The 13,813-nt window shown below is 58.4% G+C and carries 13 protein-coding genes and 1 tRNA gene; 8 read left to right on the plus strand and 6 right to left on the minus strand.

Annotated features, from left to right (window positions below):
* Window positions 1-77: 77 nt before the first annotated feature.
* From xerD to lysS, 5 genes are all read left to right on the plus strand, one after another.
* On the plus strand, window positions 78-974 hold the full coding sequence (xerD, locus tag ABLV64_RS22305) for a site-specific tyrosine recombinase XerD (RefSeq protein ID WP_004144729.1): 897 nt from the start codon (window positions 78-80) through the stop codon (window positions 972-974).
* A gap of 22 nt (window positions 975-996) precedes the next feature.
* On the plus strand, window positions 997-1,710 hold the full coding sequence (dsbC, locus tag ABLV64_RS22310; protein WP_004205326.1) for a bifunctional protein-disulfide isomerase/oxidoreductase DsbC: 714 nt from the start codon (window positions 997-999) through the stop codon (window positions 1,708-1,710).
* Window positions 1,711-1,715: 5 nt separating this feature from the next.
* Window positions 1,716-3,449: a single-stranded-DNA-specific exonuclease RecJ gene (gene recJ / locus ABLV64_RS22315; protein ID WP_017899799.1), complete on the plus strand. Its 1,734-nt coding sequence runs from the start codon at window positions 1,716-1,718 to the stop codon at window positions 3,447-3,449.
* An 85-nt stretch (window positions 3,450-3,534) separates the two neighbouring features.
* A protein-coding gene (gene prfB / locus ABLV64_RS22320; protein ID WP_095858446.1) for a peptide chain release factor 2 occupies window positions 3,535-4,633 on the plus strand; the annotation gives its coding sequence in 2 pieces (ribosomal slippage) (window positions 3,535-3,609 and window positions 3,611-4,633; 1,098 coding nt in all).
* Window positions 4,634-4,642: 9 nt separating this feature from the next.
* A complete protein-coding gene (gene lysS, locus ABLV64_RS22325; protein WP_002916299.1) occupies window positions 4,643-6,160 on the plus strand; it encodes a lysine--tRNA ligase in 1,518 nt (505 codons plus the stop codon).
* Window positions 6,161-6,407: 247 nt separating this feature from the next.
* Here the strand turns inward: lysS and idi are convergent, their stop codons facing one another.
* Window positions 6,408-6,962, minus strand: coding sequence for an isopentenyl-diphosphate Delta-isomerase (idi, locus tag ABLV64_RS22330; RefSeq protein ID WP_004205328.1), 555 nt, complete (start codon window positions 6,960-6,962; stop codon window positions 6,408-6,410).
* Window positions 6,963-7,276: 314 nt separating this feature from the next.
* Between idi and actS the strand changes: the two genes are divergently transcribed.
* A complete protein-coding gene (gene actS, locus ABLV64_RS22335; protein ID WP_017899801.1) occupies window positions 7,277-7,990 on the plus strand; it encodes an amidase activator ActS in 714 nt (237 codons plus the stop codon).
* Window positions 7,991-8,070: 80 nt separating this feature from the next.
* Window positions 8,071-8,144: transfer RNA gene (locus ABLV64_RS22340), tRNA-Gly, on the plus strand.
* A gap of 167 nt (window positions 8,145-8,311) precedes the next feature.
* Here ABLV64_RS22340 and ABLV64_RS22345 read toward each other — a convergent pair.
* On the minus strand, window positions 8,312-9,700 hold the full coding sequence (locus ABLV64_RS22345; RefSeq protein ID WP_217325185.1) for an MFS transporter: 1,389 nt from the start codon (window positions 9,698-9,700) through the stop codon (window positions 8,312-8,314).
* 129 nt (window positions 9,701-9,829) lie between these two features.
* Between ABLV64_RS22345 and ABLV64_RS22350 the strand changes: the two genes are divergently transcribed.
* The gene (locus ABLV64_RS22350) at window positions 9,830-10,747 is read left to right on the plus strand and encodes a LysR family transcriptional regulator (protein WP_023319109.1); all 918 of its coding nucleotides are present in this window, start codon (window positions 9,830-9,832) and stop codon (window positions 10,745-10,747) included.
* A gap of 247 nt (window positions 10,748-10,994) precedes the next feature.
* Here the strand turns inward: ABLV64_RS22350 and ABLV64_RS22355 are convergent, their stop codons facing one another.
* From ABLV64_RS22355 to ABLV64_RS22370, 4 genes are read right to left on the minus strand one after another with little or no spacing between them, the layout of a single operon-like run.
* Window positions 10,995-11,798 (minus strand): carboxymuconolactone decarboxylase family protein, encoded by an 804-nt coding sequence (locus ABLV64_RS22355; RefSeq protein ID WP_004205332.1) that lies wholly within the window; start codon window positions 11,796-11,798, stop codon window positions 10,995-10,997.
* Window positions 11,799-11,830: 32 nt separating this feature from the next.
* Window positions 11,831-12,850, minus strand: a complete 1,020-nt coding sequence (locus ABLV64_RS22360; RefSeq protein ID WP_147733529.1) for an aldo/keto reductase — start codon at window positions 12,848-12,850, stop codon at window positions 11,831-11,833.
* A gap of 20 nt (window positions 12,851-12,870) precedes the next feature.
* Window positions 12,871-13,434, minus strand: a complete 564-nt coding sequence (locus ABLV64_RS22365) for an NAD(P)H-dependent oxidoreductase (RefSeq protein ID WP_048295566.1) — start codon at window positions 13,432-13,434, stop codon at window positions 12,871-12,873.
* A gap of 2 nt (window positions 13,435-13,436) precedes the next feature.
* A complete protein-coding gene (locus ABLV64_RS22370; RefSeq protein WP_017899806.1) occupies window positions 13,437-13,745 on the minus strand; it encodes a hypothetical protein in 309 nt (102 codons plus the stop codon).
* Between the last annotated feature and the right edge of the window lie 68 nt (window positions 13,746-13,813).

Here is a 13,813-nt window from a genome sequence, read left to right on the forward strand (position 1 = left end):
CGTGAATGGCGGGCAGTGTACCAGAAAGGCGTCCTCTTAAGGCATAATGAGAGCGTTTAACGAACAAAGAGGCCGATGTGAAACAGGATCTGGCACTAATCGAACAGTTTCTCGATGCCCTTTGGCTGGAGCGCAACCTGGCGGAGAATACGCTCAGCGCCTATCGTCGTGATTTGACGATGCTCGTGGAGTGGCTGCACCATCGCGGTCTGTCGCTGGCAAGCGTCGGCAGCGACGACCTGCAGGCGCTGCTGGCCGAGCGGCAGTCCGGCGGCTATAAAGCCACCAGCACCGCGCGCCTGCTGAGCGCTGTGCGTCGTTTCTTCCAGCATCTGTACCGGGAAAAAATTCGCCCGGACGACCCCAGCGCGCTGCTGGCCTCGCCAAAGCTGCCGCAGCGGCTGCCGAAGGATCTCAGTGAGGCGCAGGTTGAGCGTCTGCTGCAGGCCCCGCTGGTGGAGCAGCCGCTGGAATTGCGCGATAAAGCGATGCTGGAGGTGCTGTATGCCACCGGCCTGCGCGTTTCGGAGCTGGTGGGGCTGACGATGAGCGACATCAGCCTGCGACAGGGCGTGCTGCGGGTGGTGGGGAAAGGCAACAAAGAGCGGCTGGTGCCGCTGGGGGAAGAGGCGGTACTGTGGGTGGAAAATTACCTCGAGTATGGTCGCCCCTGGCTGCTGAACGGCGTGGCGTCGGATGTCTTATTTCCCAGTCAGCGCGCCCAGCAGATGACGCGCCAGACCTTCTGGCACCGGATTAAACACTATGCCGTGCTGGCGGGGATCGACAGCGAAAAGCTCTCCCCGCACGTGTTGCGCCATGCGTTCGCCACGCATTTGCTCAATCATGGCGCCGACCTGCGCGTGGTGCAGATGCTGTTAGGACACAGCGATCTCTCCACCACGCAGATTTACACCCACGTGGCGACCGAGCGTCTGCGACAACTTCATCAACAGCACCACCCGCGGGCGTGAGTGCTGAATAAAAGGACTGAGTATGAAAAAAGGTTTATTGATGTTCACCCTGCTGGCGGCTTCCCTTTCCGGGGCGGCGCATGCCGATAGCGCGGCAATTAAACAGTCGCTGGCGAAGCTGGGTGTACAGAGCACCGATATTCAACCGTCGCCGGTTTCCGGGATGAGCACGGTGCTGACCGACAGCGGCGTGCTGTATGTCACCGACGATGGCAAGCACATCATCCAGGGGCCGATGTACGACGTGAGCGGCGCGCAGCCGGTCAACGTCACTAACCAGCTGCTGCTGGGGAAGCTGAACGCGCTGAGCAACGAAATGATTGTCTACAAAGCGCCGAAGGAGCAGCACGTCATTACCGTCTTCACCGACATCACCTGCGGTTATTGCCACAAGCTGCATGAGCAGATGAGCGACTACAACGCGCTGGGGATCACCGTGCGCTACCTGGCCTTCCCGCGCCAGGGACTGCAGAGCCAGGCGGAGCAGGACATGAAGGCCATCTGGTGCGCGAAAGATCGCAACCAAGCGCTGGATGACGCCATGAACGGCAAGGGCGTGCAGCCGGCGAGCTGCAGCGTGGATATCGCCAAACATTACACCCTCGGCGTGCAGATGGGCGTCAACGGCACCCCGGCGATGGTCCTCAGCAACGGCATGGTGCTGCCGGGCTATCAGGGGCCGAAAGAGCTGAAGGCGTTCCTCGACGAGCATAAAAAACAGACAAGCGGTAACTGATTCGCGTGAAACAACAGATACAACTACGCCGCCGCGAGGCGGTTGACGGCGTCGATTTACCCGCCGATCTGCCGCCGCTGCTGCAGCGGCTGTATGCCAGCCGCGGGGTGCGCAGCGCCCAGGAGCTGGAGCGCAGCGTCAAAGGCATGCTCCCCTGGACACAGCTCACCGGCGTTGAAAAAGCGGTCGGGATGCTGCACGACGCATTCCAGAAAGGGCTGCACATTGTCGTGGTCGGCGATTTTGACGCCGACGGCGCCACCAGCACCGCGCTCAGCGTGCTGGCCCTGCGCGCGCTGGGCTACGGCAACGTCTCCTACCTGGTGCCGAACCGTTTTGAAGACGGCTACGGCTTAAGCCCGGAAGTGGTCGATCAGGCTCACGCCCGCGGCGCGCAGATGATCATGACCGTCGACAATGGGATCTCGTCCCATGCCGGCGTCGATCATGCCCATGCCCTGGGGATCCCGGTGCTGGTGACCGATCACCACCTGCCGGGGGAGACGCTGCCGGCGGCGGAGGCCATCGTTAACCCTAACCTGCGCGATTGCGACTTCCCATCGAAATCGCTGGCCGGGGTGGGGGTGGCGTTCTATCTGATGCTGGCGCTGCGCACCTTTCTGCGTGATAACGGCTGGTTCAACGCCCGCGGCATCGCCGCGCCGAACCTTGCCGAGCTGCTGGATTTGGTGGCGCTTGGCACCGTTGCCGACGTCGTGCCGCTGGATGCTAACAACCGTATTCTCACCTGGCAGGGGTTAAGCCGCATTCGCGCCGGCAAGTGCCGGCCCGGCATTAAGGCGCTGCTGGAGATTGCCAACCGCGATCCGCAAAAGCTGGCGGCCAGCGACCTCGGTTTCGCCCTCGGGCCGCGCCTGAACGCGGCGGGACGGCTGGACGACATGTCGGTCGGCGTCGCGCTGCTGCTGTGCGATAACATCGGCGAAGCGCGCGTGTTAGCCAACGAGCTTGACGCGCTCAACCAGACGCGCAAAGAGATCGAGCAGGGGATGCAGGCGGAAGCGTTAACCCTGTGTCAACAGCTGGAACGCAGTAGCGACACCCTGCCCGGCGGGCTGGCGATGTACCATCCGCAGTGGCACCAGGGGGTGGTCGGCATCCTCGCCTCGCGAATTAAGGAACGTTTCCACCGGCCGGTGATCGCCTTTGCGCCCACCGGCGACGGCACGCTGAAAGGCTCTGGCCGCTCCATTCAGGGGCTGCATATGCGCGATGCGCTGGAGCGCCTTGATACGCTCTATCCGGGGCTGATCCTGAAGTTCGGCGGCCACGCGATGGCGGCAGGATTATCGCTGGAAGAGGCGCGCTTTGAGGAGTTTCAGCAGCGCTTCGGCGAGCTGGTGACCGAGTGGCTGGATCCTGCGCTGTTGCAGGGCGAGGTGGTCTCCGACGGCCCGCTGACGGCGGCGGAGATGAGCATGGAAGTAGCGCAGATGCTGCGCGACGCCGGGCCGTGGGGACAGATGTTCCCAGAACCACTCTTTGACGGCCGTTTCCGTCTGCTGCAGCAGCGGCTAGTGGGCGAGCGTCACCTGAAGGTGATGGTCGAGCCAGTTGACGGCGGCCCCCTGCTGGACGGTATCGCCTTCAACGTGGATACTTCCATCTGGCCCGACAACGGCGTGCGCGAAGTCCAGTTAGCCTACAAGCTCGACATCAATGAGTTCCGCGGCAACCGCAGCCTGCAGCTGATCATCGATCACCTCTGGCCAAATTGACAACAGTGTATGAATAAGGGCGCGAATCCGGTAGAATTCCGCTCTTATCACCGCATTTTGACAAATCCATTAAAAGAAACCGACCATGTTTGAAATAAATCCGGTAAAAAACCGCATTCAGGACCTCACGGAGCGCTCCGACGTTCTTAGGGGGTATCTTTGACTACGATGCCAAGAAAGAGCGTCTCGAAGAAGTAAACGCCGAGCTGGAACAGCCGGACGTCTGGAACGAACCTGAACGCGCTCAGGCGCTGGGTAAAGAGCGTTCTTCCCTGGAAGCCATCGTAGATACCCTGGATCAGATGTCGCAGGGGCTGGAAGACGTTGCCGGCCTGCTGGATCTGGCCGTGGAAGCGGACGACGAAGAGACCTTCAACGAAGCCGTCGCCGAGCTGGATACGCTGGAAGAGAAGCTGGCGCAGCTTGAGTTCCGCCGCATGTTCTCCGGCGAATACGACAGCGCCGATTGCTACCTTGATATTCAGGCCGGTTCCGGCGGCACCGAAGCCCAGGACTGGGCCAGCATGCTGATGCGCATGTACCTGCGCTGGGCGGAAGCGCGCGGCTTTAAGACCGAAATCATCGAAGAATCCGAAGGGGAAGTCGCAGGGATTAAATCCGTGACCATCAAGATCATTGGTGATTACGCCTACGGCTGGCTGCGTACCGAAACCGGCGTTCATCGTCTGGTGCGTAAGAGCCCGTTCGATTCCGGCGGCCGCCGTCATACCTCCTTCAGCTCCGCGTTCGTTTACCCGGAAGTCGAAGACGATATCGATATCGAAATTAACCCGGCCGACCTGCGCATTGACGTATACCGCGCCTCCGGCGCCGGTGGGCAGCACGTTAACCGTACAGAATCCGCGGTGCGTATTACCCACATCCCGACCGGATTGGTAACGCAGTGCCAGAACGACCGTTCGCAGCACAAAAACAAAGACCAGGCCATGAAGCAGATGAAAGCGAAGCTTTATGAGCTGGAGATGCAGAAGAAAAATGCCGAGAAGCAGGCGATGGAAGACAACAAGTCCGATATCGGCTGGGGCAGCCAGATCCGCTCTTACGTGTTGGATGACTCGCGTATTAAAGATCTGCGTACCGGGGTGGAAACCCGCAACACTCAGGCGGTGCTCGACGGCAGCCTGGACCAATTTATCGAAGCAAGTTTGAAAGCAGGGTTATGAGGAACTAACATGTCTGAACAACAAGCACAGGGCGCTGACGCGGCAATTGACCTTAATAATGAACTGAAAACCCGTCGCGAGAAGCTGGCTGCGCTGCGTGAGCAGGGCGTCGCTTTCCCGAACGATTTCCGTCGTGACCATACCTCTGACCAACTGCACGCTGACTTCGATGGCAAAGAAAACGAAGAGCTGGAAGCGCTGAACGTTGAAGTGGCCGTGGCTGGCCGCATGATGACCCGTCGTATCATGGGTAAAGCGTCCTTCGTCACCCTGCAGGACGTTGGCGGCCGCATCCAGCTGTACGTGGCGCGTGACGATCTGGCGGAAGGCGTTTACAACGACCAGTTCAAAAAATGGGACCTCGGCGACATCATTGCCGCCCGCGGTAAGCTGTTCAAGACCAAAACCGGTGAGTTGTCTATCCACTGCACCGAGCTGCGTCTGCTGACCAAAGCCCTGCGCCCGTTACCGGACAAGTTCCATGGCCTGCAGGATCAGGAAGCGCGCTATCGTCAGCGTTACCTCGACCTGATCTCCAACGATGAATCGCGCAAGACCTTCAAAGTGCGTTCGCAGATCCTGGCGGGCATCCGTCAGTTCATGGTTGGCCGCGGCTTTATGGAAGTGGAAACCCCGATGATGCAGGTGATCCCGGGCGGCGCTTCCGCGCGTCCGTTTATCACCCATCATAACGCGCTGGATCTGGACATGTACCTGCGTATCGCGCCGGAACTGTACCTCAAGCGTCTGGTGGTGGGCGGCTTCGAACGCGTCTTCGAGATCAACCGTAACTTCCGTAACGAAGGGATCTCCGTTCGTCATAACCCAGAGTTCACCATGATGGAACTCTACATGGCTTATGCGGATTACAAAGATCTGATTGAGCTGACCGAATCCCTGTTCCGCACCCTGGCGCAGGACATCCTCGGCAACACCGAAGTGCCTTACGGCGACCAGGTGTTCGACTTCGGCAAGCCGTTTGAAAAACTGACCATGCGCGAAGCGATCAAGAAATACCGTCCGGAAACCGAGATGGCGGATCTGGATAACTTCGATTCCGCGAAAGCGATCGCTGAGTCTATCGGCATCAAAGTGGAGAAGAGCTGGGGTCTGGGCCGTATCGTGACCGAGATCTTCGAAGAAGTGGCGGAAGCGCACCTGATCCAGCCAACCTTCATCACCGAATACCCGGCGGAAGTTTCTCCGCTGGCGCGCCGTAACGACGTGAACCCGGAAATCACCGACCGCTTTGAATTCTTCATTGGCGGCCGTGAGATCGGTAACGGCTTTAGCGAGCTGAACGACGCCGAAGACCAGGCGCAGCGCTTCCAGGATCAGGTTGATGCGAAAGCCGCAGGCGACGACGAAGCAATGTTCTACGATGAAGACTACGTGACCGCGCTGGAGCACGGCCTGCCGCCGACCGCCGGTCTGGGTATTGGTATCGACCGCATGGTGATGCTGTTCACTAACAGCCACACCATCCGCGACGTGATCCTCTTCCCGGCAATGCGTCCGCAGAAATAATCGCGTCTTGTGCATTGCAAAAAAACCCGGCTTGCCGGGTTTTTTTATGTCTGACGTGAGGTCTGAAGGCTGGCGTAACCCGACTCAGCGCAGGCCGGGGGCTCCCGGATAGCGTCGTAAACGCCTTATCCGGGCTACGCAACAGCGCAGAACCGTAGGCCTGTGCAAGCGTAGCGCCGCCAGGCAACGATGACAGTTATGGCGTCGCTTTTTACGCCGGGTGGTGGCGGCAGCGAGACGAGTCAGCTTACCCGCGCAGACGCGCAACAAAGTCGGTCAGCGCCTGGCGGGCGTCCCGATTTTCCGCTTCCAGCACCATCCACGGGCTAAACGCCCAGGGCGTGGCGGCCAGCGCGCTTAACATCGTTGCCAGGTCAACCCACTGATAATCCATGACTTCATCGTCATTAGGCTGCACTTCGCTCACCACGCGCGCGGCATACACCGGGCATACTTCGTTCTCAACGATGCCGTTTGGGGCGACCGCCCGGTAGCGGAAGGCCGGGTGAACCGGCGCGATGTCGGCGATCTCCACGCCGAGTTCGAAGCGGCAGCGGCGCGTGACGGCCTGCTCGAAGGTCTCGCCCTGCTGGGGGTGTCCGCAGACCGAGTTGGTCCATACCCCGGGCCAGGCTTTTTTGCCCAACGAACGACGAGTGACCAGCAACTGACCCTGCTGGTTAAACAGCCAGCAGGAAAACGCGAGATGTAAAGGGGTATCAAGCGTATGGGCGGCATACTTCTCTAGCATACCGGCAGGCTGATCCTGCTCATCCAGTAAAATGACGTGTTCCCCGGCCATGACGACTCCTGAAAATAAATAAAGACCCGGCACAAACCCGCCGGGTCATGTACTCAGGCCACTAGGTTAGCCCATAAATGGCAGAAAGGCATTACCAAAACAAGCCCTGGAGGCGGCTCTGTGAGCGGCCACCCGCATGTTGGGGAAGACCACCATGACGTGCGGCACCAACAGCAATCGCTGTTCGTCGCTGGCCATATCCGATGGCCAGGGGATATTGGTTTTGCCATCAGGGATGACGCCCTGCGCCGCGGACTGGTATGATATTCGCCCTGATTGCGAGGTAAGTGGTTGTGTTAAGTGCAGGATGCCTGATGATGAAACGCGTTTATATGACACTGATGCTGGTGGTAAGCCTGGCGCTGGCTGGCTGCTCCAGCACCTCCGATTCCGGTACGACCTACACCGTTAAACGCGGCGATACCCTGTATGGCATCTCCCGCACCACCGGCACCAGCGTTCGCGATCTGGCCCGCCTGAATAACATCTCCCCGCCTTACACCATTGAGGTGGGGCAGAAGCTGAAGCTTAACGGCAGCAGTTCAACGAAGACAACGAAGAAAAAATCTTCCTCTACGCGCACCGCGGCGGTCACGCCTTCGTCCGCAGTACCTCAGTCCTCCTGGCCGCCGGTGGGACAGCGCTGCTGGCGCTGGCCGACCAGCGGCAAAGTGGTCCTGCCTTATTCCACCGCCGATGGCGGCAATAAAGGCATTGATATCGCCGGAACCCGCGGTCAGCCGGTGTATGCCGCCGGGGCGGGCAAGGTGGTCTACGTCGGCAATCAGCTGCGCGGCTATGGCAATCTGATCATGATTAAGCACAGCGAGGATTACATCACCGCCTATGCCCACAACGATAAGCTAATGGTGAATAATGGCCAGAGCGTGAAGGCCGGCCAGCAAATTGCCACCATGGGCAGTACGGATGCCGACTCAGTGCGGCTGCATTTCCAGATCCGCTACCGGGCGACGGCCATCGATCCGCTGCGTTACCTGCCGCCGCAGGGAAGTAAACCTAAGTGCTAAAAGGTTATTTTATCGCCAGTCAGCATCCGGCAGGCTTGTCACAGGGTGCGTAAGGGCTATAATGCTTCTCGCACCTCTTCGCGGGCGTAGTTCAATGGTAGAACGAGAGCTTCCCAAGCTCTATACGAGGGTTCGATTCCCTTCGCCCGCTCCAATTTCAAGTCTCCTGAAGTCTACCCAACTCAATTTTCCCTTGAAAAATAAGCGGTTATAGCTTTCTGTTAGTCTATTGAACTCCGACGGAGGACTCCACTTTGGTTGCCGGATCGGCGTTTTGCGCTGCTGGCGCTGGAGTCGTAGCGTTTAGTGATATTTTCGCACTTATCCTGTTTCCGCAGGATGAGTGATTTTACGCAACCGGCTCGCGCTGACGACGACCGATACCGCAGAGGCCGCGGCGGCGCTCCACAGCGCAACATGAATTGCCCTTTCATCTGCTGCCAGCAGAACGCCTACAGCGGCGGCTCCCAGGCACTGCCCGAAAGTGCGCATAATGGATAAAACACCGGACGCATAACTCGCGTGCTCACGAATAACGTTTGAGAGCATTTCCCGGTTATTGGGACTCTGAAAGCAGCCAAACCCTATTCCGCACACCAGACTTCGCAGGCAGATATCCCACATTGAAGGGCTGGCGGGTAACGTCGCCAGCAGGATCAAACCGACGACAAATATCACCAGCCCCAGAGTGGATATCGCCGGGGCTGATATCGTGTCCGCCCAACGGCCTGCATGCGGCGCAATCACCACGATCCCTAATGGCCACGGCGTAAACAGCAGGGCAGACACTACCGGACTGTAGCCGTATTCGCTCTGAAACAGGAAGGGTAGCGCAATAAAGGTGATCCCCTGGCTGACAAAAGCAATCATCGACGTGAAAGCCGCGAGGGTAAAACGTTCATTTTTAAACATGGTCGGCGGCAGTAAGGGATGACCCGTGCGGCGGATTTGCCAGATAAAAGCCATGCCGCTCAGCGCAGCGAGGGCCATCCAGCTAAGGCTGCCGAATTGATAAGTGGCGTTCTGTAGGCTGTTCGCCGCCATGATCGTCGAACCCAACAGCAGCGCCGACAATATGGCGCCCAGGGTGTCGAAGGGCGCCTGTATACGGATCGCATCCCGCGGCAGCGCTCTGACCGCCAGCAGTAAGGCGAGGGTGCCGGGAAGAACGTTTATCGCAAACAGCCATTGCCAGCTCAGGGTGTGAAGGATCGTACCACCCAATACCGGGCCGATAGCGGAGCTGGAGGCAATGAGCAGGGCATGGAATCCCAGAATGCGGCCAAGTAATCGTCCGGGAAATACGGACCTGAGTATTGCGGGGGCAATACTCAGCGTTGCCGCGCCGCCGATCCCCTGAAGCACGCGCATACCGATAAGCACTTCGGGCTTATTCGCCAGCGCGCAACCCAGTGATGTCAGGGTAAAGGTCGTCAGGCCCGCCAGAAATACAGGGCGATAACCCAGACGGGCCGCAAGCGCCGCGAATATCGCCAGCGTCATCGCAGCCGCCAGCAGATACCCGTTGGCGAACCAGACGGCAATACCGGCAGGTACCTGCATCTCCTGAGCCATTGAGGGCAGGGCAATGTTGATCATGGTGCCATCAAACACGCCCATTAAGGTGGTGGTCATGATTGCGGCCATCACCCGTGCGCGCGCCGGGCCAGGCAGTCCTTCGTCGCCGGGTTGGCTGGAAAAGAGCGTCATCATTTGTCCTCTGAGAAGAGTGTATGGATGACAAAACTATAAAGATGGCTTTTACCAGGCGGAAGGCGCACTATTTTCACTTTATTGTTGCATCAAACGCCTTATCTTAATGTGCTGGGAGAAAGGGTAATGTCTGATCCCGATTTTAATTTGCTGGTAGCTCTCGACGTATTGCTGAGTGAAGCGAGTGTCGCAGGTGCGGCTCGTCGTCTGAACCTCAGCACTTCGGCCATGAGCCGGACATTAAGCAGGTTACGCGATGTCACAGGAGACCCGATTCTGGTGCGCGCCGGGCGTAACATGGTACTGACCCCGTGGGCCGAAGCGACCCGGGATCGCGCCAGGCGTGCAGTGCACGAGGCCAGGGCAGTATTGCAGCCCTCAACGGAAACGTTCTGCGCGCGAAGTCTGGCGCGTCTTTTTACCATCAGGGCAAACGATGGTTTTGTGGTGGCGTTTGGGCCTGCGCTCATCGCAGCGGTTGCCGACGCCGCGCCTGACGTCTGTATACGCTTCGCGCCTAAGCCGGAAAAAACGTCGCGCTATCTTCGGGAAGGGCTGGTTGATCTGGAGATTGGCGTTCAGAGTAATATGGGGCCAGAAATACGGCTGCAACGACTGTTTGAGGATCGGTTTGTTGGCGTCGTGCGTAAAGGGCACCCGCTGGCTAAGCAGGCAGAAATAGGCGTGGGTGATTATGTCGCCTGGGGCCATGTGGTAGCGTCACCCGAGGGCGCGTTGCACGGATCCGTTGACGATGCGCTGGCCGAACTGGGGACAAAACGTAAAATTGCGAGCGTCGTACCGGGATTTCCGACAGCACTGTCCGTGGCGCTGGAATCGGATCTTATCGCCATGATACCCGCACTCTATTTACTCAATCAGCAGGTAACGGACCAGGTACACGTTTTCGAGCTGCCGTTCAAAAGCCGTCGAATTACGGTATCGCAGATGTGGCACCCAAGGATGGAACGCGACCCCGGTCACCGCTGGCTGAGAAAGCAAATTCTTGCGATATGCGGTGGGGGGAGGTCAGTCATGGCCTGACCAAATAGACATGTCCGCGCTACAGTCTCGCCACAGCGATCGCTGCTTTCAAAGGATGAGACTCATGACGGCATACGGAACGGAAATTTTCTCAATGAGCGATCTGAACAGATTCACGATCGAAGTCTCCATACTTCGATAGACCGTTTATGTTCTTTCCGTGAGACCTAATCGAAAGCCCTCGTGGTACCTTTAAATTAACAATTAACGACGAATAAAGGACAGCTTCCCTGTCCTTTATTCTTTTTTATTCAGTTTTGCTCTCGCGCGATCGCAATACCTCACCGACCACAGGAGCAGCGGTAAACGCATTTGGCCATCCCGCGTAGAACGCCGCCTGGGCAACCACTTCTCCGGCCTCTTCAGCCGAAAGCCCATTATCCATCGCTCTGTTCAGGTGGTAGCCAATCTGCGCGCTCTGTCCGGCGGCGATTAACGCGCTGACCGTCACCAGGCTTCTGTCGCGGGGCGTTAGCGCGGGCCGTTGCCAGAGGTCGAGAAACAGCGGGTCGGCGGTAAATTTAACCAGGCCAGGTGAAATGGGGCCGACATTTTTTTCGACGGTGTCTGCACGCTGTTTCTCTACCTGTTCATTGAGGGGCAGCAGCGTCGGCGACGCGGCGGGGAGGGACTCTGCCGTCACGCCCCTGGCTTCAAAGATGGCTTTAGCGACGCTGACGGCTGACATCGCATTGGGCCAGCCAGCGTAGAAGGCGAGGTGAGTAATGATCTCTGACACTTCCGCTGGCGTCACGCCGCTATCGAGCGCGACGGCAATATAGTGCTTCAGCTCTCCTGGCTGGTTGCGGGCAATCAGCATCGCCATGGTCACGATGCTACGGTCGCGGGCGGACAGGGCGTCACGTTGCCAGAGGTCGTTGCTGATGGCCTCGCGGCCGAAGCGCGCCAGCGCCGGCGACACCGCTTGAATATCAGCGTCCGTAAGGGTAGAAGGGGTAATTTTCATCATAGCTTCATCTCTTTGTTCGTTGGCATAAGCAAAATCAGACAGCACAAGCGACAAGGCTGCCGCGGCAATCACGTTTTTCATATTTGCTCCTTTCCGATCCACAGGGCGGATCGTTAGCGCGTCCACACCTGAGGATGGTCTTTGGCTTGCGGCGTGTTTTGCGCCATCACGCCTGTGAGGAAGTGCGGCTGATAGGCTTCTTCCAGATAGCGGATTTCTTCCGGGCTCAGTTGAAGGGCTACAGCGTTGACCGCGCCGTCAACATGATGCTTTTGCGTGGCACCGACCACCGGGGCGGTGACTTTAGTCAGCAGCCAGGCCAGCGAAATTTCGGTCATGGAGACCTGATGCCGTTCGGCAAGTTCGGCGACGCGGGCAATAATGCTCCGATCCTGCTCTGCCGTGCGGTCGTATTTGCCCCGGGCATAATCATCTTCCACCGCTCGCCGCGTGTGGCCTTCTAAGCGGGCGAGACGGCCGCTGGCCAGCGCGCTATAGGGAGTCATAGCGATATTATCTTCCGCGCACAGCCCGAACAGCTCTCGTTCGTCTTCACGCATAATCAGGTTGTAGTGGCTCTGCACAGAAACAAAGGACGTCAGCCCTTCGCGTTCGGCAAGGGCGTTCGCCTTCGCCAACTGCCAGGCATAACAATTGGAAATGCCAATCGCGCGCACCTTGCCGGCGGCGACAGCGGCATGCAGCGCCTCCAGCACGTCGATAACCGGGGTGTTGTAATCCCAGATGTGGTAAATGTAGAGGTCGATGTAGTCCATCCCGAGGTTTCGCAGACTCTGGTCAAGCGAGCGGGTGATCGCCTGTTTTCCGCTGATCCCCTCGGCAATCTGGGCAGCGGTTCGTGGCAGAAACTTGGTGGCCAGCACCACATCCTCGCGTTTTGCCATCTCCCGCAGCGCCCGGCCAACGTACCGTTCGCTGGAGCCGTTCTGATAGGCGATGGCGGTATCGTAAAAATTGATGCCCTGTTCCAGCGCGTAGCGGATGATGTCCCTGCTGGCTGTTTCGTCCAGCGTCCAGCGATGCTGACCCGTTGACGGATCGCCAAACCCCATACATCCCATGCAGATGCGGGAGACCAGTAAGTCACTCTTCCCGAGCCGGGTATACTGCATCTTTATTTTCTCCCTTTGGGTTATTCCACCAGAGTTTTAAGCCGTGCGATCAGTCTGGCCGCGTGTTCCCGGGCACGCGTTTTTTGCTGAGCGATTTTGTCGGCATCCCGGTCGGCGTAGCTAATGCCGCAGGTATAAACCGGCGCCAGCAGCTCAAGATTGCACAGCCTGGCCGTGGTCTCGAAGGGAAGGAGATACTCCTCAATGGCATGGCCAAAGAAACCGTCAGCGGTATAGAGCGTCTGTGGCGCTCCCGTGGTGAAGGAGAGGATCAGCTTTTTACCACCCAGTTTCGCCGTTGAGCCATGGGCGAAGCCGTGGACAAAGACCTCGTCCAGCCACTGTTTCATTAACCCGGGCAGCCCATACCAGCTAAAGGGAAACTGCCAGACAATCACATCCGCCTGCAGCAGGCTTTCCTGCTCTGCGGCGATGTTGAATTTGCCGTCCGGATAGAGCCAGTCCAGACGACGGATTTCCGCATCAGGCAGGGCGGTCGCCAGCTCATCGAGGATGGTGGCGTTGGCGATGGAATGGTTAAGATCCGGATGCCCGGAAACGATAAGGATATGAGGCTTTCTCATCGTTACTCCTGAGGTTTAAATTCGGCAGAGAAGAGGTTTTCCCAGTTAATAAACGAGCCGAGTGGAATACACTCGAAGGTTAATAAACCCGCCTTCGCCAGTGGAAATTCGGCCATGATGTTATTCGCCTCTTCCACGGTGTCGCACTCTAGGAAAATAGCGACGCCGGGTCGGTCCTGACGGAAATAGATGTCGCGGATAAAGCCAGATTTATACAGCCCCCAGGCATGGAGGGCTTCCGCGGTAAGGTGCGGCGCATAGTGTTCCAGCGTTGCGCCGGGCGCGGGGATATCCAGACATAAAATTCGCATCGTTGTCTCCGGAAAGTCGTTATCAGCGGGAAGAGACAAAAGTATACGAGCCACAGGGAGTGAAGATT

The organism is Klebsiella sp. JB_Kp031, from assembly GCF_040064295.1.
Lineage (GTDB): Bacteria > Pseudomonadota > Gammaproteobacteria > Enterobacterales > Enterobacteriaceae > Klebsiella > Klebsiella quasipneumoniae.

Excerpts from the sequence above, each read along its gene's own strand:
- dsbC (WP_004205326.1), top strand. The coding sequence starts at position 997 with ATGAAAAAAGGTTTATTGATGTTCACCCTGCTGGCGGCTTCCCTTTCC.
- lysS (WP_002916299.1), top strand. The coding sequence starts at position 4,643 with ATGTCTGAACAACAAGCACAGGGCGCTGACGCGGCAATTGACCTTAAT.
- idi (WP_004205328.1), bottom strand. The coding sequence starts at position 6,962 with ATGGCCGGGGAACACGTCATTTTACTGGATGAGCAGGATCAGCCTGCC.
- actS (WP_017899801.1), top strand. The coding sequence starts at position 7,277 with ATGATGAAACGCGTTTATATGACACTGATGCTGGTGGTAAGCCTGGCG.
- ABLV64_RS22345 (WP_217325185.1), bottom strand. The coding sequence starts at position 9,700 with ATGACGCTCTTTTCCAGCCAACCCGGCGACGAAGGACTGCCTGGCCCG.
- ABLV64_RS22350 (WP_023319109.1), top strand. The coding sequence starts at position 9,830 with ATGTCTGATCCCGATTTTAATTTGCTGGTAGCTCTCGACGTATTGCTG.
- ABLV64_RS22355 (WP_004205332.1), bottom strand. The coding sequence starts at position 11,798 with ATGAAAAACGTGATTGCCGCGGCAGCCTTGTCGCTTGTGCTGTCTGAT.
- ABLV64_RS22360 (WP_147733529.1), bottom strand. The coding sequence starts at position 12,850 with ATGCAGTATACCCGGCTCGGGAAGAGTGACTTACTGGTCTCCCGCATC.
- ABLV64_RS22365 (WP_048295566.1), bottom strand. The coding sequence starts at position 13,434 with ATGAGAAAGCCTCATATCCTTATCGTTTCCGGGCATCCGGATCTTAAC.
- ABLV64_RS22370 (WP_017899806.1), bottom strand. The coding sequence starts at position 13,745 with ATGCGAATTTTATGTCTGGATATCCCCGCGCCCGGCGCAACGCTGGAA.